Origin of the sequence: Bradyrhizobium sp. BR 1432, assembly GCF_051547705.1 — a bacterium.
Classification (GTDB): Bacteria; Pseudomonadota; Alphaproteobacteria; order Rhizobiales; family Xanthobacteraceae; genus Bradyrhizobium; species Bradyrhizobium zhanjiangense.
On the sequence record NZ_JBPUGF010000003.1, the window covers coordinates 785,279 to 810,594 of the forward strand.

Sequence of the window (25,316 nt, forward strand, 5' to 3'; positions counted from 1 at the left end):
CGTGCCCTTCATGGTGCATAGGCCGAACCAGGAACGCTTGAGACTATGTCGGTGCCGGGCGCCGCTATATGGACCATAGAGGCTACATTCGAATAGGAGACGTCGAGCGAGCCATCCTTCTTGGTGGCTGCGACCGATACCGCCGATGAGATGCAGGCCGGCTCTGCCACTCCGTCAAAAAAATGTTCGTTGCCCGCAGAGACGACAGTTGGAATTCCCTTGGACCTCAAGCGCTCGATGATCTCCGTCAGGGCCGAACTTTTGTCGCACGCTGCATCGAAATATCCGCTTCCCAAGCTCATGTTGACGGCGGCCACGGTGAACTCTGCCCGATGCTTGAAGACGTATTCCAATGCTCGAAGCTGATCGGAAGTGAAGCTTCGGATACACTTGCCGGCCGCCTTGCAGACACTGGGATCATCGAAGAGCGAGTAGACCTGTATCAATAGAAGCTTCGCCGCCGGCGCAACGCCGCCGAAGTTCTTTGCCGCGAAAGTCATGTTGTGGCCGGCAATAATTCCGGCCACATGCGTCCCATGATCGCATCCGGCTACGTCGGTCGGACATTGACCAGCCGATCCGCCGACTGTTCCGACATCGAACCCGCCCGGACAAAGCGATTTCACGTTGTAGACGCTGGAATGATCCGTCGAGAAGCAGGCTTCGCCTACCACGGCGCCGGCTAGTGCGGGATGATCGATTTGCGCGCCCGTGTCCAGGACGGCCACCGTCTCATTGGTCCCGCTGTAACCCAGGCCGTGCATCTTGTCGCCTCCGATGAACGGAACCGAATCCATAAGTGTGGGCGGCATGGGTATGTCGCGAGTAACGAGAACGACGTTCGGATCCTCGCGCAGACGGGGCAACGCGGCTGCCGAAATCTCCGCCGCGGCTACGGGGAGCGACCCGATCGGACGAACGTTCTGGGCGGAATCGGAGAGAGCATCCGAAACATAGCTGCTGGCACTCGCAAAAGAGGCACCACCGTTTGTCTGTTCCGGATCAGGGCGCGTCACGATCAGCACGCGCACGAGAGGTGCTGTTTTCAGTTCGGCACGAACCCCATTCTCGATTTTTTGCTGACAAATACCGGCGGTCGGCAGCAAGAGCGTAGCGAACGCCAAGAGTATTTTTCTCATGCCCGTTCCTCGCACATGAGCAATGGAATATACAACAATAGAATGATATAACCTCTGGTTGTTTGCGGATGCAAGCTCAAACTAGGAAGATTTTCGGCTTTTTAGGCGCGTTTCGCGGCGGAAAGCGGCAGCGGACGTCAAGGTCATATCCACTTCTCTGAAGTAATAGCGAAATTCAAAGCTCCGTATGTGCGATATGTAGGTTCGCCGCCAAGACCGTGAGAGAATGGCGCGTTACGCTCGCAAGACCATACCTTTTGATCGAAGCCTTCCGCGCGTCGATCCCTCCATCGGGTTCTTCATGATCCAAGAAGGCACGCTGATGTCGATATTGCCAAGCATCCTGAGGCTGCTGATGGTATTGCGCGCCCGCTTTAGCATGCGTGGACGCTCAAATTCCTCGATTGAGCGCGATTTTTGACGGATTTCACCAGGGACTTTGCGCGAAGTTCAAGGCGACTTTGAATCGGCTAAGCTGGCGCAATGCGTTTGGAAGCTATTGGCCCGGCCGGCAATTTGGTCGTAGCCGAGCCCCATATGAGGGCAGCACAGCTGACGTGGAGACTGGCGCCATCGCGCGACACTTCATGGATTGAGGTTGGTTGCAAGAATGCGTGGAGATCTAGTGAGGAGCAATCGCCTCTTTGGTCACGGGGCCGGCGGAGCTGTAACTTGCATTCGACCGGTCCCTGCTCCGCTGCCGCGCAAGCTCCACGCCGAGCACCGTCTCCGCAACAGCGACAGTCTTTGGGCAACAGTGGGATCCGCACTCATCGCCGGTGCATTGGTAAGCCACGAGCTTCGGCATCTCTGGCCGCGGCGCCCCTCCCTCGCGAACTGCGTTAGCACTCGCGCACCTTACGGAAGCACGTCTGCGTATTCCAAAACACTAATGGCAAAATACCATTTACGAATCACAACTTTTGATAGATATATTTTCTTTGTTCAATCAGGCGCATTGAAGGAGAATTATGTCAAAAACTGCTCCCTACCACACGGATTCCCTCGAATATCCACCATCTCACCGCAACGTCTACCACGACCACGACAACTGCCCGGCCGGGAAACACATCAAGCAGTGGCATCGCAAACCCGGTTCAGCTGGTAGGCCACGTTGCGATGATTGCAAGAAGCTCGGCTAGGTCGCCAAGTTCATGTAGCACGGACCTTGGATCAACGCTGTAGGTTGACTATTTTGCGCGGCGCCTGTCGCCGCGCCTTCTTATTAGCAGCTGGACAATCGCGCGTCAGCGGCACGCTTAAATCTCACACGCACTTGATGCCGAGACAAGTCATAGACCAAGGCTCCCGGCGAACCTGTGAGGCATCTCGCCCCCTCCCGGCCTAAATTGACGATCGCGTCTGCAATCTTCTGCCCTAGCTGGTAGTGCGGCCGTCCCGTCGATGCGGTCAGCACCGGCCCACTTCTGTCGACTTACAGGACGTAGCGAGGCCGCAGGGGTCATCGCCCAGGCCAGAACCGGCCGAGGTGATCAATTTCACAACGCCTTCATTTCCCTTTTCGTCGGTGGATATGACGAACCGGTATCGGCCAGTGGCACAGGCCGTGCAGTGCGTCTGCTGCCTGAGAATTTCAGTGTCCCTATTCAGGAATAAAGCGCGGGACCTGCTTTCCGGAGACGAAGATCGCGTTTCCTTGGGACACTTGGGGCGATTTGAACTTAACGGGTCAATGTAGGAGGAACTATTGAGCCACGGATTACCTCCACAACAGTCCAGGTTCCTCGTTCGAATGGGGACCACCGGCTGGATGGTTTATGATCGAGAACGCAAGGGGCCGGCGTTGTTAAAGGATCACAGCTTGGCCGAGAAGCTGCCCAAGGAACGGGCCGAGCAAATAAGGCGGGCACTAGTTGATGGTTCGATTAACCGATGACCATGATCCTTGAGGTGAGCCTTCGATTCAGGGACATGAAAGTCTAGCCTGCGTTCAGCTCCGCTCTGGGGTCTCGACGCGGAGAATATAGCCATTCGTTCATGCGCCGCCCCCGCCGGGACCTCGTGAGTTGCCGATGACCTTGAGACAATCGGCCTGGGAACGGCTGCGGCGTCGGACAACACGCAGAAGCGTGTCCTTGCTTAGTGGCAGCATCAGCCGTTTTGAGAAGCCCCCCCTGCCGCTCGACCGCCAAGCGCCAGACCGAGATGCTGGACGATAGGGTCCAGCCGCGTCGCGCCGATGACGCCAATATCCCGTCGGCGAAACGCTCAGTGAAGATCTGGCGTCCGCACACGACGGCGTCGCAGCAGAAGCGGCGGGCGATCACCACGAGTTCTACGACCCGCCCGGCCGGCGGCAGATCGGTCACGCGTCGCCGATATCGCCATAGATAGGCCGGAAACTGACCCGCACGCAAGAAACTGAAAGCCCTTGCCAACTACACCACCTAGGCTCGCCAGCGCGCTACTGCCGGGTCTGATCTTACGCGCGTGATGTTCCTACATCGCGGGAGCAACTTAAGCGATCGCGCAAGCTCCTCACGCCCCCTGTTCCGGCGACGTCGCCCAAACCGCTAGTTGTGGCCATCGACACGACGCCAGCTTTTCTCGGCGGCCTCGGCGAGCAGGAAGATGTTCGACAGACATCCCTTGGCGCGCACGGTGCGGTGGCGCAGCTCACAAAGCGGGCGCCGGTCGACAGGACCGCCTTACTCTTCGGCGGACTTGAATGCACGGTGGCCTCACCTCCCGGGTTCAAGCAACGGCTGCTCAGCGACCCTACCGCGGGTATCACCCCCTCAAGGCTCCGAGCAGGACAATTCATGCAAGACACCCGTCAAGATCCGTGTCCGCCGCACCCGTCTTAAAAGGCTTCGGAATGCCGACTGTTACGTTGAACCATAGATGGTTGCCGCGCGCGCCATTGCGGCCTCCGAGGGTTGCCTTCCCTGCGTTGTGGCAGGCTAAGATTGTTATCGGCGCACAAATGTTGTCCAAATCGGACGGAGGCATTCACGTGTCGCAGAATGTACCCTAATAGATGCAGAACGGTACGCTTCGAACAATAGCCCTACGATTGGTGACTGACTTCACCTGATCTGAGGTCATTGAATTAGCGCGGAGTCGTCCTGCCTGGAAAAACAGCTATCGACGCATATTAGCGCGACTAGGGTATTTTTTGCGTTTTCCACCTGCGCGCCGGAGTTTCCGCCGAAGCACGAGCGGGCTCCGCCTACTCGCATAATCGATCACGATGATCCTGCCAAAACAGCGCGTCGGCCCCTCGCTGTTGGCGCGGTATGCACCGAGTGTCCGTTTTCGAACGGGGCGAGTCCCGGAAACGTTCGATATTTGAGGTCGGCAGCAGCGCCTTTAAAGGCCTCAGAGCGCGGCACCTCGATCACGCCTCACCTGCGTAAGCGACATTCAGAGCATGAGGCACGATAATTGTCAGATCCTGCTCAAATATCTTGGGAAGTTCTGCTGCACAGTCGAGGCATTGTACAGCGTCAAGACCGCCCTGCTGCCGGTGCTTGTTCAAGCATTGCCTTGAGCTCGATCCCGATATAAGAACGCGGCCAAGTTGCGGCGTCACGTTTGCGGCCACCATGATCCGTCACATCGTCTTCTTCACAGTCAGGGATAAGGCCGGTATCGACCAAATCGTCGAAGGTCTATCGGTTCTCACCTCAATCCCATATGCACGCCGGCTCGAGATTGCGCGCAACCGCAAGAGCGATCAGCTCGGCAATGACATCGACGTCGTGGTGTACGGGGAGTTTGATAGCGAGACGGATCTCGCTGCGTACAAAACGCACAATTTGTATCGAGAAGCGATCAGATGCGTACGGCCACTCCGGGAGTTGCGCTTTGCCGCTGACTATGAGCTGTCAACAGACGTGCATTTCGCTGGAACGGCAGGGCTAACGCAAGTCGCTCGGCGCAGCGGACCAGCTGGCCGTGAGTAGCTTGATCAGCCGCAAGATCTCGTACGCTCGGGCGGAAACAACCCTCCTTCGGAAGGGCATCACGCGGCGCGGGCCTCACAATCTGCCGGATCGGTAACAGATAGCTTATGCACGTCCGCGAGTTGCAGTGGATTGAGCCTGTCAAGGCGCTGCGATGCTTTGCGCAGCGGCCGCAGCTTACCTTTCTTGATAGCGCGGCAGGGCATGAGCTGCTTGGGCGTTACTCATATCTGGCCTGCGAGCCGTTCAGCACATATTTGGTCGCCGATGGACAGGCAAGTTGGAATAGAGAGGCCCTTGCTGGCGATCCATGGGAGGTCCTTCGCGGCCTTCTTGCGAGATACAAAGAAGCGCACCGCCCCGATCTCCCCCCATTCCAGGGCGGCGCAGCCGGCTTCCTTGGTTACGATCTGAACCGAACACTGGAGCGGCTGCCGCCGCCGTCAGTTCTCGGCCTCCGGTTGCCTCAATCTATCCTGCATTTTTACGATGTGGTGGTCAGCTTCGATCACAAGGACCACAGGTGCTGGATCGTCTCGACCGGATGGCCCGAGCAGGACCCCACCCGACGAGCCGATCGCGCGCTTCGTCGCGCCGACGAGTTTGCAGCACTGCTTGCCAGGCCAAAGTCGCCGCGGATCATAATTCCCAGCACGGCGCGCGCTTGGCATTCGAACTATAACCGTGAACGCTTCATCGCAGCGGTCCAGCGCGTCGTCGGTTTGATCCTGGCTGGAGATATATTCCAGGCGAACATCGCGCAACGCTTCAGTGCCAGGGTTTCGCCCCTGTTCGATCCGCTCACTTTTTATTGCCAGCTCCGGTCATTGAACCCGGCACCGTTCGCAGCTCTCTTGCGCTACGATAAGCTGACGATCGCATCGAGCTCTCCTGAGCGATTTCTGAAACTCGACGGCCGGCAGGTCGAAACGCGCCCGATCAAGGGCACGATCGCGCGTTCCGCCGATTCCGCGGAAGATGGGCGCCGTGCCGAACTCCTTCTTGCGTCCGAGAAGGATCGCGCCGAGAACATTATGATCGTCGACCTGCTGCGCAACGATCTGTCACGCGTTTGTACCGACAATTCGGTCGAGGTTACCGCACTGTGCAACTTGGAATCCTATGCGTCAGTGCACCATCTCGTCTCGATCGTCAGGGGCGCACTTGCTGCGGACAAAGACGCCGTCGGTCTGCTTCGCGCCTGCTTTCCGGGCGGCTCCGTTACCGGCGTTCCGAAGGTGCGAGCAATGGAGATCATTGCGGACATCGAGGGAGTGGCGCGAGAGGTCTATTGCGGAGCGATCGGTTTCATTGGATTCAATGGACAGATGGACACGAACATTGCGATTCGTACCGTGATGATCGACGACGACCTAGCCGTCTTTCATGCAGGGGGTGGAATAACGGCGATGTCGGATCCTGAAGCCGAGTACGAGGAGACGCTTGCCAAGGCACAGCGACTCTTCGACACCTTTGGTGCCGATCCATCTGGTGTGCTTTGATCTTCATCGTCGACAATTACGATTCCTTCGTGTTCAATATTGCGCGCTATTTCCGCGAGCTTGGAGAAGAGACGCAAGTCGTCCGGAATGACGCGATCAGCTTCACCGATCTCGTCGCGCTGCAGGCGCGTGCAATTGTGATCTCTCCCGGGCCGTGCACGCCAATGGAGGCCGGCATATCCACTGCCGTTGTCCGCGAACTGTCGGGTCGCGTTCCAATTCTTGGCATCTGTCTTGGGCACCAGTGTATTGGGAGCGTTTTCGGCGGTCGCGTGGCGCGCGCGCGTTGTCCCATGCACGGCCGCGCCTCACACATTACTCATGACGGCCGAGGGTTGTTCAAGGAACTCCCGTCTCCACTTCCTGTTGGACGCTATCATTCTCTGGCGGTCGAACTCGAGGAGTCAGACGCGCAGCATCTCGTGGTGACAGCCCGTTCAATTGAAGGTGAGATCATGGCTTTGGCACATAGGCATCACCCAACCTATGGCGTGCAATTCCACCCCGAGTCAGTACTTACTCAACAGGGGCACGTGCTGCTTATGAATTTCTTGCGATTGGCGGACAGTTTCGAGGCGTGAGATCGGAGACTTCGTCGAATGGGCGAGCTGCGTATTTTCGTGAATCGCTCCGCAGAGGTCGGTCAAGATGGATCGGAAATAGCTCAGTTGGCACGTTACATACGCAACTTTCTCTTTTGGCGCAGCCTCCATTGAATTACTTGGAGCCGCGTCGGCCTCTTCGCATCACCTCCACCTAACGGGCGTTTCCTGCCTCACTTGGCCACTGGTGCCTATGGGATCGCCGGTTCTCTTCGTGTGATTAGCGCGATCGACGCGGTCAGGCTTTATCTGCCAAAGCTTCGCGTATCGATCTGGCTCGCCAGGCCTATAGGATTCGCCGCCTCATCACACGCGCGGTCCGGTGATACCAAGATGAGACGTACGCATACGACGAAGACCGCCTGATTGACGCATGCGCGCGGGGGCCGGGTAGCGCTATGATAGCGCTGCGTGAAGGTTAGGCAGCTTGCTGATCGGTGGGTTCGTCGGCTTGGCGCGGGAGCTTCCATTCCCAGGGCAGCAGTTCGTGCAGACGCGAAGCGGGAAGATCGGCGATCCGGGCGAGGACGTCGGCGAGCCAGGCTTTGGGATCGACATCGTTAAGACGACAGGTGGTGATCATCGTCAGCATGATGGCGGCGCGTTCGGCGCCGCGCAGGCTGCCGGCGAAGGTCCAATTGCGCCTTCCCAAGGCGATGCCGCGCAACGCTCTTTCGGCGGCGTTGTTGCTGAGGCAGATCCTGCCATCGTCGAGGAAGCGGGCAAAGTCGGCCCAGCGCCTGAGCATGTAATTCATGGGCTTCAGGACCTCGGAGGAGCGCGAGAGGGTTTCTCGCTCGCGCAGCAGCCAGGCGTACATGTCGTCGAGCAGCGGCTTGCTTCTCTCCTGGCGCACGGCACGCCGCTCGTCGGCGCTGCGGCCGTTGATGGCGCGCTCGATCTCGAACAACGCATCGAGGCGTCTGACCGCCTCCAGCGCGATCGGGGAGACCGGTTTACCCTTACTGCCTTCCCTGGCGTTCTTCTCGATATCGGCCAACTCGAAGAAGCCCCGCCGCGCATGCGCGAAGCAGAATGCCGGCGTGATCGGCATCGCTTTCCTTTGCGGGTCGAACAACGGCTCGAAGCCGCTATAGCAATCGGCTTGCAGGATGCCGGCGAAGGCGGCCAGATGCTTCTGGGGATGCTCGCCCCGTCGATCGCTCGAGGCGTAATAGACCGCAGCCGGCGGCGCCGGCCCACCATAGGGCCGGTCATCCCGCACATAGGTCCAGATCCGGCCGGTCGTGCACTTGCCCTTCGCCAGGACGCGGATGGTGGTGTCGTCGCCATGAAGGCGCTCGGCTGCGAGTACATGACGCTCGATCAGCTGGAAGAGCGGCATGACGGCGAAGGTTCCGTGGCCGACCTGGTCAGCGAGCGTCGACAATGGCAGGTCGATCCTCTCGCACTTGAAGCGCGCGCTCTGGCGGTTGAGCGGGATATGCATGCCGAACTTGTCGAACAGGATCGTCGCCAGCAATTGCGGACCGATGAAGCCGCGCGGCGTGGTATGGAACGGTGCCGGCGGCTGGCTGATCTTCTCGCAATCGCGGCAAGTGAACTTTTCGCGCACGGTCTCGATGACCTTGAACCGGCGCGGGATCTCCTCCAGCGTCTCGGTCACATCCTCGCCCAGCTTCGCAAGGCGCGCCCCACCGCAACAGGCGCAGGTCTTTGGCGCCTCAATGACGACGCGCTCGCGTTCGATGTCGTCCGGCCAGGGCTTGCGTACCGGCCGCTTGCGCGTGAAGGCGCGCACGCTCTGGGTTTTCGCCGCGGCGGCGCGCGCGGCAAGCTCATCCTCGCTCGCCGTGGTGGCGAGTTCTTCGAGTTCCAATTCCAATTGTTCGATCAGCCGCGCCGTGCGCTCGGAGCGCTGCCCGTACAGTTCGCGCTTGAGTTTCTCGATCCGCAACTCGAGATGCGCGATCAGCGCCGCGTTATCCGACAGCTCCGCCCGTGCACTGGCAGCCACCGCCTCGGCTCGCAGCCGCGCCTCACGCTCGGCCTGCAGCGCCGCCAGGGCACTGACAAGGTCCGATGGAAGGTCGTCCGGCTTCGATATCATGAAGCCATTGAATCAGATCAAGCAGAAGATTCAAACCCAAAACGGCTATCCGACCCGCGTCGGACGCTGGGTTTCTTGGGGGTTGCGCCAATCGATTCCGGACAACAGGTAGCTCATCTGCGCCAGCGAGATCGTCACTGCTTCGCCCGCAACCGAAGGCCAGATGAACCGCCCTCTCTCGAGTCTTTTGGTGAACAGGCATGCTCCCTGGCCATCGTGCCAGATCACCTTCAGAAGATCGCTTCGGCGACCGCGGAAGACAAACAGATGACCGCTGAGCGGGTCCTTGCGCAGCACCTCCTGCACCTGGAGTGCCAGCGACGGAAAGCCTCGGCGCATGTCCGTGTAGCCTGTCGCAAGCCACACTCGTGCGCCCGTCGGAACCGGGATCATCGGCGTACCAAAGCATCGAGAACTCGACGCAGCGCGTCTCCATCAACGTCGCCATCGACCCGGATGCGGTGCCCGCTACCAAGATCAATCTCAATGATGCCCAGGCTCTTCCGTCGACGCGCCGCCGTCGTCGTCAATGACGCTTCGGCCACCTCCCGCGGCGGCACAGACGGCCCAATCTCGACCGGCACGAACGGCGCTATACTCGCTTCACCGTGCTTGCAAAGCTCTTTGCGCCACCTGAACAGCTGGCTTACATGAAGGCCAGCCATGCGAGCCACCTCGGAAACACTGGCTCCGGGCTCGAGCGATGCTGCAACAAGCCGTTCCTTCTCATCCTGCGACCACCGGCGCCGCCGCTCGACCGATGTGATCACCTCCGCCCTCGAAATCGTCATAGTGCTTCTCCTAGGATTACCCCTAGGACCTGCAGCGTTCGCGTCCGTCAAACAAGACGGCCCTCAACGGAGGAATACGATGAGACGTCAACACCGCGGCTGTAACATCATCGGTCGCGGTCAGTCGGAATTTGCAGGCTGGTTGAGATTGGAGAAACAAGGGGAAGTGGACGAACTAGGAGCCAGATATCGCTTGGTTGAGCGACTGGCGATCTAGACTTCTCGGACGAAATACTCCACGAATAAGGCGCTGATTGAGTACAGCAATCTGAGTGTGGGTGCGGCTATAGAACCGAGCACCGCGAAACGCGGGGTCTCCTTCCTCAAACAACCCCCGCACTGTATCAAAGCGAGGTAACGGATTTTCGGCGACCGCATCTGCAACCATGTGATGCAGGTGAGTAATGACCGCACAATCCAGAAACCTTAGTACTTTGTCGCGTTTTGGTAGGCGGCGACCATCCTTGTTTGAAGGGAGCTTCGATTTAGCCAGACCTTGAACGCGCCGCAGATCTGAGTAGGCCACACTTAAATATTCAAGGTTTTCACGCAAAGTGAGATCTAAACATTCGCCCAAGTCTATAATCGCTCCGACAACGAATGGTTCGGAGTAGCCTCGGTCTCTGGCCCATTCCCATGCCCGCACCGGGTCACCTTCCCAAAAATAAACGCCCGGACCGAGCCAATCATATGCCTTTTCGCTGGGCCTAAAGTCCTCACCCCTCAGCACGCGAAGACCGACCTGTCGCTCGCACCCGTGGAAACCCACCGCCAGCGATGTCGCAGAACGACTCATTTACGACGGAGGGTGCGAACCTTCTTCAAGGTCGGACCACCATATTCCTTCGTCAATCCGCCGCGAGAGTTGTTGATACCCTCTTTGATCAATACCTGCAGCGCATCGTTGCGAGACAGCTTTAGCCGCGCCCGACGTTTCGCGACTTTCTTCAGAGCTGTCAGAAGTTCCAGATTCACGGTCAAATCCTCTCTCTCCGGCCCGAGGTCAACTGAACATATAAGGAACGTTCGGAATTGCCAAGTGGGCAATCCATCGCAGTGATCGCAACAGATCGGCGCACCCTATCAGCTTCAGAGTCTCGAAAACGATGGTTGCCGAACCGGGCTCACTCACCTAAGGTCGCTGGCTGTTTGCAGGATTTCAAACAAGCCTTTTTGATTGGTCGGAACTCGCGGTCATGAGCGTCAAGTCGACCCGTACTGGCGCGCCTTCCGAGCTTCTGAGCAGAGTGGTTGCAGAAGTACGAGGTTCTGCAGTGAATAATCACACTCTCCGCCAGACGGGGGGAGCAATCCATCTTATCCTAAGCCCATCGCCTCTGTGACCCGGCGGTGGCTAGGCAGGACAGATCTTTCAGGGCAGTCCGACCCAGCGACCACGCCGATTCTCGTCACCTTCACTCTGGTAAGCCGAGCTACTGAGACCACAGGCCTTTCCCATGCGCCCACTCCGAGAAGGCCTGCCCCGTCTCGCCGCCGGCCTAGGTGCGGTGTCTCGCGTTCGCACGTAGCGTCTATCCATTTAGAAAAAAGCCGTGCGTTTGAACGATTGGTAACAGCTCGTGATAGTTGTGGATGATGTGGTCCGGCTTAGCAGCTCGCAACCGCGACTCGGAAACAAATCCACCGGTAATGGATATGCTTATCAGTCCAAGGCTTCGTGCAATATTCGTTTCTACTGGCATATCCCCGATGATGAAGGTTGAGTCGGGATTTATATCATTTTGCTCCATATATCGCCGAAGTCTCTCCCCTTTGCTCATCGTTTTATACTGCGTGGCACGGCTTTCAAAGGCCAGGACGCCGTTGAAGTAGCGATCGATTCCGAGCCTTTTCAATTGAGCAACGAGGGGCGCGACTATATGGTTGCTCTATGATGGACGACGCCGCTTCTTGGCGCACCAATTCCAGCATTGTGCGCGCACCTATGCGCAACTCCGCTTTATCGGCTAGCGGCTCGTACGTATCATGAAAGATTGCGCCCCCATCGTGATCTACGGCTGCGACTTCCGCTTCTGACATTCCGACATTTCGGAAGAGAATGGAGAGTGGGACATCGGAATGATCCCGAAAGGTGTCCAGATCGATCGTCGGGCGTCCGAAGCGCTCCAAGATAATGTTCGTCGTTTGCAGTAGCGCATTGGCATCGTCAAGCAACGTGCCATTCCAATCAAAAACAAAAACTGGCTTCATGCTTCGGGCCTCAGGCAGCGCTATAGTGATCAGCAACCATGTTATGCAGGTCTCTATTTGCGCGCGTTTGCCCTGCAGGAGTTGGCATTTCGAACGTAAAGGGTGACAAATCTATTCCCTCGCTTCCTCGCGGCAGCAACGATGTGAGACGCGGGAACGGTAAGTAAGTCACAGTTGCCGCATTGATCGAGGCCGCAATTCTTCCCTCAATGGTTTTGAGGACATGCGGCTCGACATCTTTAAATAGTAGGCTTTGCTTCCGCTGTTGAGCGGACAGTCCCTTCCATGTCCGCCAGAAGGCCAGCTCACCAATGGTCTCAATATTCACGCCGTAGTAATTTGGAGCCACGATAGGCGGTGAGCCTATTCCCCAATGGACAGCTTTGACACCTGCCGCAAGAAGCATGTTCGTTACGGTCCGACTGGTATCGCCCCGAATGAGGGCTTCATCGGCGATAAGTATCGTGCGTTTGTCGACGTCAGTCGAAGCCAGACGGTATTTGTGAGCAATACGGCGCTTGCGCTCACTGCTTGGGCCGATGAGAGTTCGTTCAGAGATTTGAGTCTCGATGACTTCACGCCGTTCGGCGCTAACCCCGCGTGCTACGAGAGATGAAAATAAGCCGTCAGCGTAGGGCCCTCCGGTATGAGGCATGGACGCGACGATGATTGGAGTGGCGTCCGGCTCTGTGGGAAGCCGACGCGCAATAAGATCACCCAGCGAGAAACCGATACTGTAACGAGTTTCGAAGTGAGATCGGCCCTGGATCGACGTATCCGGACTTCCGAGGTAAAGAGTTTCGTAGGCGCAAAGCTTGGCGGCGCGTTGAGAATCGCTGACACAACGATCGATGCAATGCCCCTTTTTGCCATCCACATATTTGATGTAGCCGGGGACGATTTGGTCTGATTTGCCCCGAAGTCCGGCAAAGGCGCAATTTTCAGACGCAAAGAGCAAGAAACCATCGTCCGTCTGCATGAACTCCAAAGGACGCAGACCATATCTATTGCGGAACGCAACCAGATTTCCTTCGGTGTCCAGCAAAAGCGCACTAATAGCACCATCAATGCGCTCATCAATCTCACGAAAGACGTTCTCATAGTTGACTCGCAGGCCTTGGCGCCAATAATCCCTTTCACAAATGTGTTCAACTAGCTTGAGCAAGAGTTCGGCATCCGTCCGACCCGCGAAGGTGCGACCTTGGGCAACCAGTTCTGCCCTAACCTCTCGAGCATTTACTAACGCTCCGTCCAACGAAATTGTCAGTTGACGGGAAGTGGCCCTGCGATTGGGAGTTGGTTGATCGTCGCTCTCACCCTCTGTGCAAACTCGACCGCAAACATGAGCGATTGCAACATGGGGAGTGAACTCCAGATCCTGCTCATCCTTGTCGATCGCGCGCAGTTCGTGCGATGGCCGAGACGCAATTTTATATCGAACGCCTTTGTTGTGCATGAAGGCGGCGATGCCGACTCCTGCCTGTCCGCGAAGTGAGAGCTTCGGAATCATGTGCTTGAGCTGATCATAAACAGTCTGATGGGAACTGCTCCAAGGCAATAGAAAAGCGGCAGCGATACCTGACATGCTGGTAACCTTCTTGTAGCGTCCCCGTCCCGAGCCAGTCACAAGGCGGATGTAGTCCGCCGATCCGAGAAGAGATGGACCTGCTCTTAAGCAAGCTTCGTACCAGCGCCCAGCGCTCAGCAATTTGACAGACCATCAAACCCACAGGTGTCCTTTCCGCTCTCGCAATCTCTGTGGCCCGACAAATGAGCTGGCGTTTTCGCGACAATCCGTCTGAAGCGCGACGAGCTCGTATGAGAAATAACAAAGCCAACGCTCGTGCGGCAGCGCATGTCACGACCAACAAGGCGTCACTAATTCGCCTGGATGCATGCTTCAGAAGGTCGTCATGAACGCGCAGATCAGTGCCCGCCACATCTGCCAACCGATCGGCGAGATCAATGTGCGCGTCCTTTCCATAGCGAGCTCTTCTTATCGCCTCGTCGATCTCGATAAGGACGTTCGCCTGCGTAAGTTCAGTCTCCGGATACGCAAATCCAAGGTCGGCAAAAACATTGCCCGAGCCGATCATGCCGAGGGCGTCGGCCGGTCACGGACGACTGCTACGCGGGCGAGTGGCCGCGGCAAGCTTTCGAAAAGCGCGGAAATCACCTACCATCTTTCGCCAGCGCCGAAATCGGCCCGTACGTGGACATGCTTCCGAAACTGAACTCGAAAACCATCCGGATCCCGGACAACCCGCGTTTGATCAACCAGATTGCCGCCCTCGAACGCCGAAGAGCGCACGGCGGTAAGCTCGATCGACCATCCGCCGGACCCATGACGACTTGGCGAACGTTGTTGCCGGCGTCGCAAGCTGCGCGTAAATCGAACTACGGTAACTGTGAGTGAGTTGCGAATTTAGACCGAGGGCGTGTTCCCAACTGCAAATTCAATCGCTAGTTTAGTGGTGATTCGCTTTCCAGGAATGATGAATTATGTCGGAGAATAAATTCGCAATCCCTCGTGTAGATGACGCGTCTCTAATTGCGGTTTTTAGGCAGCTCAGAGATGATTTCCAGCCACAAACCTGCGGTCTGAACGTCGTTGGTATTGATCGAATAGATTGGCGAAAAGACAGCGTCGTTGTCGACGGACTTGCTCGGTCCTCATCCTATGTGGTGTCATCAGTCTCTGCTGAATTTCCGCAGTTCTCGATACGCTACGATCGCAATCGAGATGCATCTCTACTTAGCCCCTATTTCGACGAACTTACCTTCAGGTATGAAAACAACAATAATCAACCGAGCCTGAAAGCCGAGCAGCGCTTGGAGATCGTGCACTTCATCAACAGCAAGCTGTCGCATCTTGGAGGAGTGGCTGGCTCGCTGGATACGTCAGGTCATTCAGTTGTCGATTTACAATCGATCTATCACGGCACGATACTCAAGCTCGAAACCAGCTTTGCAGATCAAATACGAAAAATCACAGATTGGACAGTCGAACAGACCAGCCAGCTGGAACAACATAAACTGAAGCTGACTGAAGAAACCGACAACGAGAGAAAAGTCCTGAGGGATGAATACGATCGTCAAATTCAAGAATTGCGGCAGAAGGAAGAAGATCTCGAACTCCGTCGAAAAGCACTTGATGATCGAGACTATGTTCACGCTCGCCGCGCTCGGCATACCGCTTTGCGCGAGATCATCGAGCGCCGGCAAACGAATTTTACACTCACGGGCGATACTCGAAAATTGAGAACTCCTATTCATGTCGCTATGATTTTGCTGTTGTTTGCCCTAACCGCGGCCAACGTTCTCAACGTTCAAATCCTACTTCCGATCGTGCAGCGGGGTGAAATTGGTCTGCCTTTTGCTTGGGCCATCGCCAAGCAGACTGTGCTGACCGCAGCATTCCTTGGAGCGATACTCTTCTATATACGCTGGATGAACCGATGGTTTGAGCAGCATGCCTCAGCGGAATTTTTGCTTAAGCAGTTCGAACTCGATGTAGACCGCGCGAGCTGGGTCGTGGAGACGGCTATGGAATGGCGCCGAGATCAAAATGAAGAATTGCCGACGGCGCTCTTGGACGGCATCACTCGAAATCTCTTCTCGGGCCCAAACTCCCTAACTGAAGTTCACTCCGCCGCGGACAACCTTGCTTCGGCACTCGTAGGGAATGCATCTCAACTCAAGCTCAAAATAGGAGAAAACGAGTTGAATCTCAATCGAAAGGGCGTGGCCGGATTGGCCAAGACTCCCAGCTGACCTATTTAGTTGATTTTTACTTTCGGCTGCGAATAATCCTCCCTCTGACGCAAAATCACTGACCGTGAAATCTGGCGGACCGAACATTTCCCCCAAGTCACCGCTGCGCTGTCTCACGCCAAAGTCGCCGCGCTATTGCTCACGAATCTCGCGCCGTACATCGCTCGCGTAAGCGCGCACGACTTCGAAACGGAGCTTCAATATCGCTTCGCAGGCAACCAAGCTCGGCTTAAGGCTGCGCGAGATGACTTAGTTGCAGCGCGCGATGTCGTGCTCGCTTTTTGATTTTTGCTTAGCTATCATCTGCGGGGACGAGGAAAATCGAAACGATTGCAAGGAGCTGTCGTACTGCGGCTCACGCCAGAGCTCCGCCACGACATCCTATCGTATCTGGTCTCCAGGCAGACCGATCCGAAAGCGGTCTACCTCATCCTCGAATCGCTCTTCATACGAACTTCAAGGGCCTAGCGTCGCCAGCGGGCCGGGGTTGAGGTGCGATGCTTTAAGCGGCGCAGCACACCTCGCAAGATCTTCGCTACGCAATAGGCTTCCATAAAGCTTTGAATTGCTTGACGGCAGTCCGGCATTTCGCTCGACGAAACGCTCATCGGTGTTAAGTCCCATCCTGTAACGCAGGACAAAACCACTGGATCACGGTGAAGAACCGCGGCTGAGCCTCTCATGCGTTCGGACACTCCGGGCTGCCTTTCATCCCGGCCTCACCCTAGAGAGTTCTAGCGCGTTATCGGAATATCGCCTGCGTCTTCAGGGGCCGCTCGCCATCAAGGTCATTGTGCAAGAGCAGCGCTCCCAAACCGAACAGGACCATGCCGCCAATCCAATTGAGGATGGCGGTGACATAAACCGAAGTGCCGATCCCAACCGAGCCAGCCCGGCCGAAGAGAGTGCCCGCATTGAAGAGGAGGCCGATCACGCCCCAGAGCAAAACAGCGCAGTTAGAAAGCCCCTTCCGGGACCCTGACGGCTTCGTAGCCGAAACGTCGGCTCCTGTTGTTGCCCACGCGTAAAAGGCCCCATCGAATGGCCGCGCCTCGAGTCCTGCCTCTTCGTTCGTTATCGATGAGTGCCGTAACGGTTGCCAGTTCTCGAATTGACATAAGTCCCGCCACGGTGTGATGAGCCGGATCCGCCCAAATAGCTGCCGCCATGGCTGGTAGTGTGATGTCCGCCGCCGTAGCTGACGCGCCCTCCATGTCCTCCGCGTGCGTTTGCTTGTCCGATCATGCCGAGCAGCAACAGACCGGCAACTACTGCAATCAACTTCATCATTTCGCCCGCCCCTTTCGAATGTGGAAACGTATCCAAGCGCAGCCGATGCGGGATAACAACCTCTGACAGGCGCAAAATATGCAGCTTTATGCCGGGAATAGTTGGAGCGGAGCCGTTTTCCGGCGCGAGTAAGGCGGGCGCCCTCCTTCCCAACTTCTCGACCTCCAAATGGAGCCGGTGACCTCGTCTGAATGCCCAAGCCGTTCGAGCAGAAATACCGCAGATGAAGGACCCTCTACGCTGATTATCATCATGGCCGCGATGCTAACGTAGGCTTCTACTTGCTTGGGGCCAACATTGTCATCGCAGGAAATTTCCACCCAGTCGACTGCTGCAGCCGATCGGGATCTAATCTTCGTAGTGATCGAGCGTCATCGCGAGTTGTCGGCGCATTACGATGCGGCCTTGTCCGTATCGGCGAAGCTCGATGAGGGGCTCGAGTTTGATGCTGCCGACGAAATCAGCAGTCAAAGGAACCATGCTCTCGCGGAGCATGCGAATGTCCTCATCCGTTCAACGCCAACCACGATTGCGGGCGTTATTGCTCTGACCCGTTACGTCGGCAGCCTACGAGAATGGGAGCTTCCCGATGATGATGCGTGGTATCGGGTTTTCTTAGAAGGGTTGGCAGACGCGATCGATGGGATCGCCATGGCGCAGCGGCTTGGGCGAGACGGCGATTAACATGGCGCTCGGTTTCATCTTCCGCGGCATACTTTTCTGGGGAGCCATTGCTGCGCTTCTCTATTTCCTGTGGAAGTTGCCCTTCTGAAGCCCGACGATTATGGGCTCGCCCGCGCTAGTGTCGAGGCAATGAGGAGCGGCGGCTTTTCAACCAAGGTAATCGCCCGCTCCTGGAACGTGGTTGCGATATCAGTTTCGGTCGCTCTGCCCGAAGCTGATCCGTCTTGAAATCGTCGACCACGAACGCCTGGCCAACGGTGCGGCAGGCGCGGCCTGATGGGACTGCTGCAGAGTGGGGCATCGCTTGAGCTAGATCAAGAGAACGGCGCCCAACTGAGGCGGCCTTGAGCAACGCGGGCCCGGTGTGCCTAGGAGGTCGTGCCCATAGCCTCAGCAACGGCTGCACCGTCGTTCAGCTATCAGCCCCTTAAGTGCCAAGAAAACATTCGTTTCTCTGGAAATTGAACACTTCCGGACATTACAGAACAGCCGACCGCAGGAGCCGCTTTGGACCAGCCCCCTGCGGCCGGTGCCACGACGTTCCGCACGATATTGCGGTGGCGAGAGCATATGTGCTGGGCTGCTCTGACCAATCGACGTAGAGATTGCCCTTGTGATCGTGAAGCGCGAGCACGTTCTTCACGCCCTTCTCGAGGATAATATCGCGGACTTCCTCGAGGCGCTCGATGCGCCAGCTTTCTTCGTCCGATCGGTTGGCCGTGATTTTCACCTCTGCCATGTGACCTCGTAGCTCAGTTGAAATAGCGGGGAGTTTCTACGTGTCGTGGCGTAGGTTCAAGTCCTGCCGAGGGCATCATCCACGGTCGCATAGCTCCCGGTCGCCGATCAGAGCTTTAATCAGGGCGCCGACGAAGCCTCCGAGGGTGAGACCACCCAGGACCAGACACAGTAGATCGGGATTTGGCATAAACCGTCATCGTTGATGTAGAAGCGGAACGGGTTGTATTAGCGAGCCGGGAGGAATGACTGCAGAGCCTTCCTCGAAGCAGCGGGATTCCCTCAAATTCTGCAGCTTTTCGTTCGTTCCGGGCCGACCATGCATTATATTGGACCGCGTCTCAGTTGATGTTGGAATTTTTCGCATTCTCTGCGGCAACAGCCAAGGCTCGAGAGAGATTGAGCGCCTAATCTGGTGTTAGCTGAAAATGAACGCCCACCATGCTTGCGATAACAACGGTGACCTCGTCATCGGCCTGCTCAACTCAACTATGACCGCCGCCAACTCGTTGAGTTCGATCTCATCAATCCGGCTGAACAGCTTGTTCATTCGCCATCGCTACTCTCTCCATCGACAGTGCCTGAGTTGGCCACGGTCGCGCGGCTCATAATCGTCTTGGCGTCAATGAAGATCCACCGCGGCACTAGTTGCGGCCTCTAGGTAGCTTTCTTGCTAATTCAAGTCGACTTGGTGAGCGGCTTAAGTGGCAGTAGTAGCTTCCCTTGCTCAAGGCCGCGCTGATGCTGGGATCGCGGTAGATCGCACCCGAGCCGCATCAGGTTACATTGCAGCCAGAGCCTCTGCTGTAAATCATGCTTGCTGCGCCGAAATAGGTTCCCGACATACGAGCCCATACGGAGACGGTACAAGTGCTTAGCCATGTTCTGCTCCTGTGCAGCAATAGCCAAACTAGATGTGGCCAATTATTCCCGTTGACTTCCAGACCGCCGAAATTTCCTAAGTGAGGCATCTCGTTCAGCGCTGAAATTGTAGCGCTCAATGAAAATCGATTAATGCAACAAATCCACAATCGGCGCCAAAATTCGGCGGTTTGTCCGCTTCTTTCGTGGTTTTTTTGCACAGATTATCGGTTTGCGGCGGCAGAGCGCGATGCTCGCGCACCGCGCCTGCTGTGATCATCGATAAAAGCCCGCGATGTAGCGGATTGCGAAGAAAGCCACGGCGACGACTGCGGCCTTAATAGCAACTGAAAACCCTACCCGCGCCAAGAACCGGCCTTGGGCGAAGTCCATCCTATGACCTCATTTTCTTGCTTTGCGTTACGACTAGGGCTCGCAGAACGGGTGGTGGGCGTCGCCACGAACCTGAAGTGCGCTTGCCGGAGAATAGCCCTTGATGCGCGCGACCTTGCGGAGCGAGCCACGAACTTGCCGCACGACGAGCATTGGATATCGGCGCGGATCGCCTCGCCAGATGCGCTGAGAAGCTCAGCTCCATCGCGTTCCGCCGTCGGGTTTTCGCCTGTCATCAAGTTCGCGGGCGACCCTGACTGAAAAGGCAGTTGCCGCCGTGCCTCCCAAACAAATTTGATCCTGAAGCGCCGGACAGACGATCGAGCGACGCGACGGTACGCTGTATATCAGGATTAACGCGAGGTCAGGACTCCCATGGACCTCTTATCAACTATACGCGCAGGCCAGCGCCCCTCACTCTTGTAGTATTCGATCTCTGCACGATAAAATGGCACGATACTACTTTCATCGTTTGCCAATCGTTGTTCCGATGGTCTTTAGATTTCGCCGCAGCTTCAAGATCATTCCCGGCGTCCGCCTGAATGTGAGCGGGAGCGGTGCCAGTGTCACGCTGGGGCCGCGCGGCCTGCACTACACCGTTGGCCCACGTGGCACGCGAACGACGATCGGTCTGCCGGGATCCGGGGTGTCGTGGACGTCCTACCAACCATACGCGGCGGCCAACGCCTCGCCTCCTCCCCTGCCGGACGTACACCAGCCGCCCATTCCTGATTCGATCGAGGTCAGCCAGGGCACGGTGATCGACAGTGCTCCGATCGATGAGCTGGTCGCCAACTCAACCCTCGATATTGCGCAAACTTTGGCGGCCGCCCGATCGCGATGGCGGCGGTATAAGATATTAATCGCGATGCTGTCCGCACTCTTTGCCGTTGGCGTCCTGATGGTCGCCGGCTCAGCTTCCGCCGTCCCCCGGTCACGGCCTTTGTCCTGACGGCCGGCGTGGTTCTGATCGTCGGATCGCTCGCAATCCATGGCCGCCAATCCAGCACCGTATCGCTCGAATACGAGCTATCAGCGGAGTATTCGTCGCGGTTTGAAACCCTCGCTTCGGCCTTTCACGATTTGGCCAGCTGCGGCGGTATCTGGAACGTCCCTCTTGAGATGCAGGAATCGGATTGGAAGCGCAATGCTGGTGCCTCGAAGCTGATACGACGGCACCCGATCTCCTTGGGCAGAGACAAGCCGCACCTGGTCAAAAGCAACGTCGATTTCCTGAAGCTGCCACTTGGAAAAGAGACTTTCTACCTGACGCCTGACGCCATCCTCGTCACTGCCGGCAGGACGATTGCCGCCTTCGCCTACCAGGATGTACAGTTCGCGTTCCGAAATGCTCAATTCATCGAGGAAGAGACCCCACCTCATGACGCCATCGTGGTCGACCAGACCTGGCGCTATGTGAATCGCAAGGGTGGTCCGGACCGGCGTTTCAACAACAATCGGCAGCTACCGATTTGTCTTTACGGTGAGATCGATATGCGCTCCGCAGCCGGCGTGAACGAGCGCATCCAATGTTCGCGCGGAGATGTCGCGGAGAGATTTGTCGCAACTCTCGCGGCAATGTCGGCCTGACGGCGCGACTGGCCGCTTAGGTTTAACTATCCAGTCGGTCACAATGGTGCGGACAACGAAACGGCCTCAGCGGCACCGGGGGATTATGCTGAGGCCGTATCGATGCTTCTCGGACAAGCCGGAAACCAATTCAGAACACGATGAACCTGGCTTGGTTCCTCGGGGCCTGACGTCCTCAGCCAATCCGGAGATTTTCCGCGCTCATCTGCCCAGAACGTCCGGCTTTCAGCTCGTAGCTAACCCGGGCGCCTTCCGCGAGGTTGGTGTAGCCGGCCTTCTCGACGGCACTGATGTGCACGAAGACGTCAGCTCCGCCGTCCTCCGGTTGGATGAAGCCATATCCTTTGGTCGCGTTGAACCACTTCACAGTACCTGCCACTGCAATATCTCCAAATTGAACTCACGCGATCTAGCGAAGAGCATCGTCATCATCAAGAGTCTTGCGCGACTCTCATGTCTGAGCCAAGCGCCGTTTTCGCGTCCTCAATCGCTTGCGGCGGGGCCGGTTCCTCCGCGCGACGGTCCGCGGCTGCACCGTCATCGAAGGCGGCCTCTCGTCTTCAGACAGCGGCGCCGTCTTCAGCTCAACTTGACTTTGCGCAACGCGATCCAGCTGCTCGAGGGTCTCGAGATCCTTTCTGCCCCCTCGGTGATAATCCAACGTCCTGGCTCTCGCCCGATCAATCTTTGCCCGAACATGTCGAGCTGGGGATCACGGCCTGCGATCCGCGTCATGCGCGCGGGCCACTCTGGCCCGCTGCTGTAATAGATGGCGAGGTACTGTTTGACGACCTCGATGCGCCGCGAATGGCGGCACGTTGCGCGGCGGTTGGGGCGTGGTCGGCGAGCGCGGCCCCGAACTGATCAACGTTCACAAAGGCGGCGTCACCGTCGTTCCGAACCACATGTCCAAGCCGTTCCTCCCGGTTTTGCCGACGGCGGCACGATGTCTCCGAATGGCATGGTCTCGCGCCTGGCGGCGGCGGGTGGTGGCGGCCCGGCCTTGGTCATGCAAGACAACCGGCAAATCAACATCGGCCAGGGCGCACCCGCGCAGACCGTAACGCAACAGCGTGAGGAGTTGGCCCGCGATCGCGCCGCCCGGTACTCCGACACGGTACGAATCGTGCAGAGCGCGAAGAAAAGGCGGGATCTATGACGAAGCCTAAACAACAGCGGCAGCGCGCATCATCATGAGGAGCAATCCCCGTTGCCGGTTGGCGACGTGCTCGACTTGGATTTTGAAGATCTGCACTGAGTAGACGCGGAATGGTGAGCATGGCGATGGCCAACACATGAACGCAGCGAGTGAGACCCAAACCAGCTGGTTTTAAAAAAAAATATATAACTATTTAAAATGGATATTTACTCAAAGTGGCAATCGCGATATTATTCCTTCGGTAATTGCCGCCACCGTCCACCCTGACCCCATTTAATTTGGATTGAAATTCGCTCCCAAATTTTTGTCTGGGGTGGCGGATCTATGGGAAAATAATAGTCACGGGAGGTGCTTCGATGATGTCCAAAAACCTAATTGTTCGTTCACTCCGATCCAAAACTGCCGGGATTATTTTTGGAGTTATATTTTTAGCTCCAATCGCCAACCTTGCCTCCGCTGCCGATCCTAAGGCCGTTGTTGACAAAATACTCGGCGAGGCAATTCCCGCGATCCAAGGTCAAATGGGTTCAATGAGCGAAGGTTGCTCAGGTGGAAGCCACGGGAGACCCCCCGAGAACTGGGGCGCGTTGCAGGTCCATGGTCACACCGCCGTGAATGCATTCAGCCAAGCAAGAACGTCCTTGGCGATAGGCAAGACAGAGACTGCAATTCAACAGGTCAATTCTGGTCTGGGTCAGTACGACTCCTTAATCAACGGTCTGCACGAAAACTGTTCTGGAGGCGCGCACGGGGAAGACCCAGTGAACTATGGTGGGTATGTGGCTTTCAGGAATAATCTGAAAACGCAACTCGAAACCGCGATCCGCTTTTTATAAAGCAGCGGCGCGTCCTTTCCTGCACCGGGACCGATCCAGCGGATCTTCGATGGCCTCCAGCGCGGCCCAGCATTCAGCTGGCTTGCCGGAGGCCATCTCACAAGTCAATCAACTACGGTGATTATCCCGCTCGTCGATACTCCCAGATGCAGTTCAGGAGGGTCTCATCAAGATCAGGAAGCGGCAATAATGTCATGCCTTGATTGAGATCGTCGCGGAAGAACAAACCATTGGACCGCGCTACCAGTTTGCGCCGGATTCCGTCATTCTGATCCGTCCAGCGCGCTACAGTAGCTAGGTTTTCGGAGGATAGGAACGCGTCCGCATCGTTGTAGATTTCCGCGCAGCGCTGCAGGTCTTCGAAGGAACGCTCGACCGCTTTGCGGCGCTTCTTCATGTCAAGCATCAACGCCCTCTCGAAAGAATGGTCGTTGACGCTTTGGATCGCCTGTGCGACCGCTCGATGCGTGTTCAAAGGATCAAAGAAGCCGGATCCGAACAAACTTCCGACAGTCATTTCTTGCGTAGTGAAGCGCTCTTTACTGTCATCGTCATCTCGAGCAAGAGCTTGTTGAAACGCAGAAGCACGCACTTTCCGGTAAACGGTAAGCCTGCCGTCGCCGCGAATTGCAACTTCGTTGAGCCGGGAAGCGACCTCGCCGAAGATCCGCGAGAATGCAGCCTTCCGCCCCTCAAGGTGTGCGAAGACCCGAAGCCACTGCGGCAACTTTACCTGTAGTTCCTCCCGGATCATGGTCAGGCGGTCGTACATCAGAAGTTCGTACTGATGATCACTCCTCAACCGCAAGCGCTTCTCGGCCTCCTCCCAACTTGCGCCGAATTTCTTCTGACCGCACGCGCTGCCGACCAGCACGCGATGCCCCGTCGTCAGCGCGGCTGTGAAGCCTCTCTTATGACGACGGCCTTTGCAGACAACGCAGAATGCCTTCTCAGTCGGGAAGCGTTCGAACTCGTATATGTTCAGGATGTCGAGTAGCTTCGCATGCTCTGGAATGAAGTTGATAAGGTCGCTCTGATCATACGGGTCTGTAAGGCGAAAAACCGTATTGCGAATGTTGTCAGTATTGAAAGCACCTGCCACGTCGGATCTCTCCTCGGCTGTTGATGCGATCACGTTGCCTGTGGACTTCTGTCCGAAAGGGCTTAAAATCGACTTGCTCTTGCAACTAGGGACGCGCCTAGTGGTCGGGCGCGTCCCTAGCCGCAACGTATTGCATCGATCCGCGTGATCTGGTTTCGGTCAAAGAAACGGCACGATCCTCCTTCGGCGACGAATCACCCGCGCCAATCCTCACTTTACCAGTTCCCAGCGCAGAACCTTCCGCGGCGCGTCGGTACATGCGACGTATCCACCGTATTTGTGCGGTCCCGGCGCCGAAGATCGCGTCGAGCTGAGATGAGCGCGCTGCCGTTACGGTGGCGACAACCCTCTCGGGCGTTGGAGCGCGAACACGCGGCCAACAATCGAGCGACTCCGTGTGCCAATCGTGTCACACGGAGTCGCGAAGAGCGGTTTGCAATAGATGCCAGAACGGATGGGAATGCTTGAAAATGTTGCGCAATTTCCGGCCGCCTGCGCCATAGCTTGCGGCACACGGAATCGGTCGAAAACTGAGCGTGAAAATTCAAAAAGTCCTTGTGCCGCAAGGGCATTCGATTGGAGCGGGTGAAGGGAATCGAACCCTCGTATTCAGCTTGGAAGGCTGATGCCGCCTCGAACTCAAG

Annotated in this window: 26 protein-coding genes and 1 tRNA gene; 12 read left to right on the forward strand and 15 right to left on the reverse strand. The window is 57.0% G+C overall.

Features of this window, described 5'->3' with window-relative positions; all coding sequences use genetic code 11:
• Positions 1-8 precede the first annotated feature (8 nt).
• Positions 9-1,139, reverse strand: a complete 1,131-nt coding sequence (locus ACSKB8_RS03780) for a S8 family peptidase (protein ID WP_438102600.1) — start codon at positions 1,137-1,139, stop codon at positions 9-11.
• A gap of 226 nt (positions 1,140-1,365) precedes the next feature.
• On the opposite strand from ACSKB8_RS03780, the gene ACSKB8_RS03785 reads away from it, so the two are divergent.
• The 4 genes from ACSKB8_RS03785 (at position 1,366) to ACSKB8_RS03800 (ending at position 7,151) form a co-directional block, all read left to right on the forward strand.
• On the forward strand, positions 1,366-1,560 hold the full coding sequence (locus ACSKB8_RS03785) for a hypothetical protein (protein WP_438102602.1): 195 nt from the start codon (positions 1,366-1,368) through the stop codon (positions 1,558-1,560).
• Between the two features lie 3,148 nt (positions 1,561-4,708).
• Positions 4,709-5,068 carry a Dabb family protein gene (locus tag ACSKB8_RS03790; protein WP_438102604.1) on the forward strand — a complete coding sequence of 120 codons (360 nt, stop codon included), beginning with the start codon at positions 4,709-4,711 and terminating at the stop codon, positions 5,066-5,068.
• Positions 5,069-5,175: 107 nt separating this feature from the next.
• Positions 5,176-6,570, forward strand: coding sequence for an aminodeoxychorismate synthase component I (gene pabB, locus ACSKB8_RS03795; protein WP_438102606.1), 1,395 nt, complete (start codon positions 5,176-5,178; stop codon positions 6,568-6,570).
• Positions 6,567-7,151 (forward strand): anthranilate synthase component II, encoded by a 585-nt coding sequence (locus ACSKB8_RS03800; RefSeq protein WP_438102608.1) that lies wholly within the window; start codon positions 6,567-6,569, stop codon positions 7,149-7,151. Before pabB ends, ACSKB8_RS03800 begins: the two co-directional genes overlap by 4 nt.
• Before the next feature lie 439 nt (positions 7,152-7,590).
• On the opposite strand, the gene tnpC is transcribed toward ACSKB8_RS03800, so the two are convergent.
• The 7 genes from tnpC to ACSKB8_RS03835 all read right to left on the reverse strand — a co-directional run bounded on the left by tnpC (position 7,591) and on the right by ACSKB8_RS03835 (position 13,830).
• Complete coding sequence (gene tnpC, locus ACSKB8_RS03805; protein WP_438101914.1) at positions 7,591-9,243, reverse strand: IS66 family transposase; 1,653 nt, start codon at positions 9,241-9,243, stop codon at positions 7,591-7,593.
• Between the two features lie 45 nt (positions 9,244-9,288).
• Complete coding sequence (gene tnpB, locus ACSKB8_RS03810) at positions 9,289-9,636, reverse strand: IS66 family insertion sequence element accessory protein TnpB (RefSeq protein WP_438101912.1); 348 nt, start codon at positions 9,634-9,636, stop codon at positions 9,289-9,291.
• Positions 9,633-10,034, reverse strand: coding sequence for an IS66-like element accessory protein TnpA (gene tnpA / locus ACSKB8_RS03815; protein ID WP_438101910.1), 402 nt, complete (start codon positions 10,032-10,034; stop codon positions 9,633-9,635). Before tnpA ends, tnpB begins: the two co-directional genes overlap by 4 nt.
• A 175-nt stretch (positions 10,035-10,209) precedes the next feature.
• Positions 10,210-10,611: a hypothetical protein gene (locus ACSKB8_RS03820; RefSeq protein ID WP_438102610.1), complete on the reverse strand. Its 402-nt coding sequence runs from the start codon at positions 10,609-10,611 to the stop codon at positions 10,210-10,212.
• A 215-nt stretch (positions 10,612-10,826) separates the two neighbouring features.
• Positions 10,827-11,009 (reverse strand): hypothetical protein, encoded by a 183-nt coding sequence (locus ACSKB8_RS03825; protein WP_143035364.1) that lies wholly within the window; start codon positions 11,007-11,009, stop codon positions 10,827-10,829.
• Positions 11,010-11,840: 831 nt separating this feature from the next.
• The gene (locus ACSKB8_RS03830) at positions 11,841-12,245 is read right to left on the reverse strand and encodes an HAD family hydrolase (RefSeq protein ID WP_438102612.1); all 405 of its coding nucleotides are present in this window, start codon (positions 12,243-12,245) and stop codon (positions 11,841-11,843) included.
• Positions 12,246-12,255: 10 nt separating this feature from the next.
• On the reverse strand, positions 12,256-13,830 hold the full coding sequence (locus ACSKB8_RS03835) for a hypothetical protein (RefSeq protein WP_438102614.1): 1,575 nt from the start codon (positions 13,828-13,830) through the stop codon (positions 12,256-12,258).
• 328 nt (positions 13,831-14,158) lie between these two features.
• Between ACSKB8_RS03835 and ACSKB8_RS03840 the strand changes: the two genes are divergently transcribed.
• Positions 14,159-14,479: a hypothetical protein gene (locus ACSKB8_RS03840; protein WP_438102615.1), complete on the forward strand. Its 321-nt coding sequence runs from the start codon at positions 14,159-14,161 to the stop codon at positions 14,477-14,479.
• A gap of 268 nt (positions 14,480-14,747) precedes the next feature.
• The gene (locus ACSKB8_RS03845) at positions 14,748-16,019 is read left to right on the forward strand and encodes a hypothetical protein (protein ID WP_438102617.1); all 1,272 of its coding nucleotides are present in this window, start codon (positions 14,748-14,750) and stop codon (positions 16,017-16,019) included.
• A 742-nt stretch (positions 16,020-16,761) separates the two neighbouring features.
• On the opposite strand, the gene ACSKB8_RS03850 is transcribed toward ACSKB8_RS03845, so the two are convergent.
• Together ACSKB8_RS03850 and ACSKB8_RS03855 are read right to left on the reverse strand one after the other, a co-directional pair.
• Positions 16,762-16,953, reverse strand: coding sequence for a hypothetical protein (locus ACSKB8_RS03850; protein WP_438102619.1), 192 nt, complete (start codon positions 16,951-16,953; stop codon positions 16,762-16,764).
• Between the two features lie 140 nt (positions 16,954-17,093).
• Entirely contained in the window at positions 17,094-17,477 is a 384-nt protein-coding gene (locus ACSKB8_RS03855) for a hypothetical protein (protein ID WP_438102620.1), read from the reverse strand.
• A gap of 129 nt (positions 17,478-17,606) precedes the next feature.
• On the opposite strand from ACSKB8_RS03855, the gene ACSKB8_RS03860 reads away from it, so the two are divergent.
• Positions 17,607-17,993, forward strand: a complete 387-nt coding sequence (locus ACSKB8_RS03860; RefSeq protein WP_438102622.1) for a hypothetical protein — start codon at positions 17,607-17,609, stop codon at positions 17,991-17,993.
• A gap of 478 nt (positions 17,994-18,471) precedes the next feature.
• On the opposite strand, the gene ACSKB8_RS03865 is transcribed toward ACSKB8_RS03860, so the two are convergent.
• Positions 18,472-18,732 (reverse strand): hypothetical protein, encoded by a 261-nt coding sequence (locus ACSKB8_RS03865; RefSeq protein ID WP_438102624.1) that lies wholly within the window; start codon positions 18,730-18,732, stop codon positions 18,472-18,474.
• Between the two features lie 4 nt (positions 18,733-18,736).
• Between ACSKB8_RS03865 and ACSKB8_RS03870 the strand changes: the two genes are divergently transcribed.
• A tRNA-OTHER gene (locus ACSKB8_RS03870) sits at positions 18,737-18,807 on the forward strand.
• Between the two features lie 342 nt (positions 18,808-19,149).
• On the opposite strand, the gene ACSKB8_RS03875 is transcribed toward ACSKB8_RS03870, so the two are convergent.
• Complete coding sequence (locus ACSKB8_RS03875) at positions 19,150-19,281, reverse strand: hypothetical protein (protein ID WP_438102626.1); 132 nt, start codon at positions 19,279-19,281, stop codon at positions 19,150-19,152.
• Between the two features lie 447 nt (positions 19,282-19,728).
• On the reverse strand, positions 19,729-19,872 hold the full coding sequence (locus tag ACSKB8_RS03880) for a hypothetical protein (protein ID WP_438102628.1): 144 nt from the start codon (positions 19,870-19,872) through the stop codon (positions 19,729-19,731).
• Between the two features lie 561 nt (positions 19,873-20,433).
• On the opposite strand from ACSKB8_RS03880, the gene ACSKB8_RS03885 reads away from it, so the two are divergent.
• Together ACSKB8_RS03885 and ACSKB8_RS03890 are read left to right on the forward strand one after the other, a co-directional pair.
• Positions 20,434-20,937 (forward strand): DUF4236 domain-containing protein, encoded by a 504-nt coding sequence (locus ACSKB8_RS03885; protein ID WP_438102630.1) that lies wholly within the window; start codon positions 20,434-20,436, stop codon positions 20,935-20,937.
• Positions 20,938-20,945: 8 nt separating this feature from the next.
• Positions 20,946-21,575, forward strand: coding sequence for a hypothetical protein (locus ACSKB8_RS03890; protein ID WP_438102632.1), 630 nt, complete (start codon positions 20,946-20,948; stop codon positions 21,573-21,575).
• Positions 21,576-21,750: 175 nt separating this feature from the next.
• On the opposite strand, the gene ACSKB8_RS03895 is transcribed toward ACSKB8_RS03890, so the two are convergent.
• Positions 21,751-21,954 carry a cold-shock protein gene (locus ACSKB8_RS03895; protein WP_438102633.1) on the reverse strand — a complete coding sequence of 68 codons (204 nt, stop codon included), beginning with the start codon at positions 21,952-21,954 and terminating at the stop codon, positions 21,751-21,753.
• Between the two features lie 567 nt (positions 21,955-22,521).
• Between ACSKB8_RS03895 and ACSKB8_RS03900 the strand changes: the two genes are divergently transcribed.
• Both ACSKB8_RS03900 and ACSKB8_RS03905 read left to right on the forward strand, forming a co-directional pair.
• Positions 22,522-22,734, forward strand: coding sequence for a hypothetical protein (locus ACSKB8_RS03900; RefSeq protein WP_438102635.1), 213 nt, complete (start codon positions 22,522-22,524; stop codon positions 22,732-22,734).
• A gap of 356 nt (positions 22,735-23,090) precedes the next feature.
• Positions 23,091-23,570, forward strand: a complete 480-nt coding sequence (locus tag ACSKB8_RS03905; RefSeq protein ID WP_438102637.1) for a hypothetical protein — start codon at positions 23,091-23,093, stop codon at positions 23,568-23,570.
• A 121-nt stretch (positions 23,571-23,691) separates the two neighbouring features.
• On the opposite strand, the gene ACSKB8_RS03910 is transcribed toward ACSKB8_RS03905, so the two are convergent.
• Positions 23,692-24,672 (reverse strand): hypothetical protein, encoded by a 981-nt coding sequence (locus ACSKB8_RS03910; protein WP_438102639.1) that lies wholly within the window; start codon positions 24,670-24,672, stop codon positions 23,692-23,694.
• Positions 24,673-25,316 lie beyond the last annotated feature (644 nt).

Excerpts from the sequence above, each read along its gene's own strand:
- ACSKB8_RS03905 (WP_438102637.1), top strand. The coding sequence starts at position 23,091 with ATGATGTCCAAAAACCTAATTGTTCGTTCACTCCGATCCAAAACTGCC.
- tnpC (WP_438101914.1), bottom strand. The coding sequence starts at position 9,243 with ATGATATCGAAGCCGGACGACCTTCCATCGGACCTTGTCAGTGCCCTG.
- ACSKB8_RS03880 (WP_438102628.1), bottom strand. The coding sequence starts at position 19,872 with ATGATCACAGCAGGCGCGGTGCGCGAGCATCGCGCTCTGCCGCCGCAA.
- ACSKB8_RS03780 (WP_438102600.1), bottom strand. The coding sequence starts at position 1,139 with ATGAGAAAAATACTCTTGGCGTTCGCTACGCTCTTGCTGCCGACCGCC.
- ACSKB8_RS03840 (WP_438102615.1), top strand. The coding sequence starts at position 14,159 with ATGAACGCGCAGATCAGTGCCCGCCACATCTGCCAACCGATCGGCGAG.
- pabB (WP_438102606.1), top strand. The coding sequence starts at position 5,176 with ATGCACGTCCGCGAGTTGCAGTGGATTGAGCCTGTCAAGGCGCTGCGA.
- tnpB (WP_438101912.1), bottom strand. The coding sequence starts at position 9,636 with ATGATCCCGGTTCCGACGGGCGCACGAGTGTGGCTTGCGACAGGCTAC.
- ACSKB8_RS03885 (WP_438102630.1), top strand. The coding sequence starts at position 20,434 with ATGGCACGATACTACTTTCATCGTTTGCCAATCGTTGTTCCGATGGTC.
- ACSKB8_RS03835 (WP_438102614.1), bottom strand. The coding sequence starts at position 13,830 with ATGTCAGGTATCGCTGCCGCTTTTCTATTGCCTTGGAGCAGTTCCCAT.
- ACSKB8_RS03865 (WP_438102624.1), bottom strand. The coding sequence starts at position 18,732 with ATGGCAGAGGTGAAAATCACGGCCAACCGATCGGACGAAGAAAGCTGG.
- ACSKB8_RS03845 (WP_438102617.1), top strand. The coding sequence starts at position 14,748 with ATGTCGGAGAATAAATTCGCAATCCCTCGTGTAGATGACGCGTCTCTA.
- ACSKB8_RS03900 (WP_438102635.1), top strand. The coding sequence starts at position 22,522 with ATGTCTCCGAATGGCATGGTCTCGCGCCTGGCGGCGGCGGGTGGTGGC.
- tnpA (WP_438101910.1), bottom strand. The coding sequence starts at position 10,034 with ATGACGATTTCGAGGGCGGAGGTGATCACATCGGTCGAGCGGCGGCGC.
- ACSKB8_RS03785 (WP_438102602.1), top strand. The coding sequence starts at position 1,366 with ATGGCGCGTTACGCTCGCAAGACCATACCTTTTGATCGAAGCCTTCCG.
- ACSKB8_RS03790 (WP_438102604.1), top strand. The coding sequence starts at position 4,709 with ATGATCCGTCACATCGTCTTCTTCACAGTCAGGGATAAGGCCGGTATC.
- ACSKB8_RS03875 (WP_438102626.1), bottom strand. The coding sequence starts at position 19,281 with ATGAACAAGCTGTTCAGCCGGATTGATGAGATCGAACTCAACGAGTTG.
- ACSKB8_RS03830 (WP_438102612.1), bottom strand. The coding sequence starts at position 12,245 with ATGAAGCCAGTTTTTGTTTTTGATTGGAATGGCACGTTGCTTGACGAT.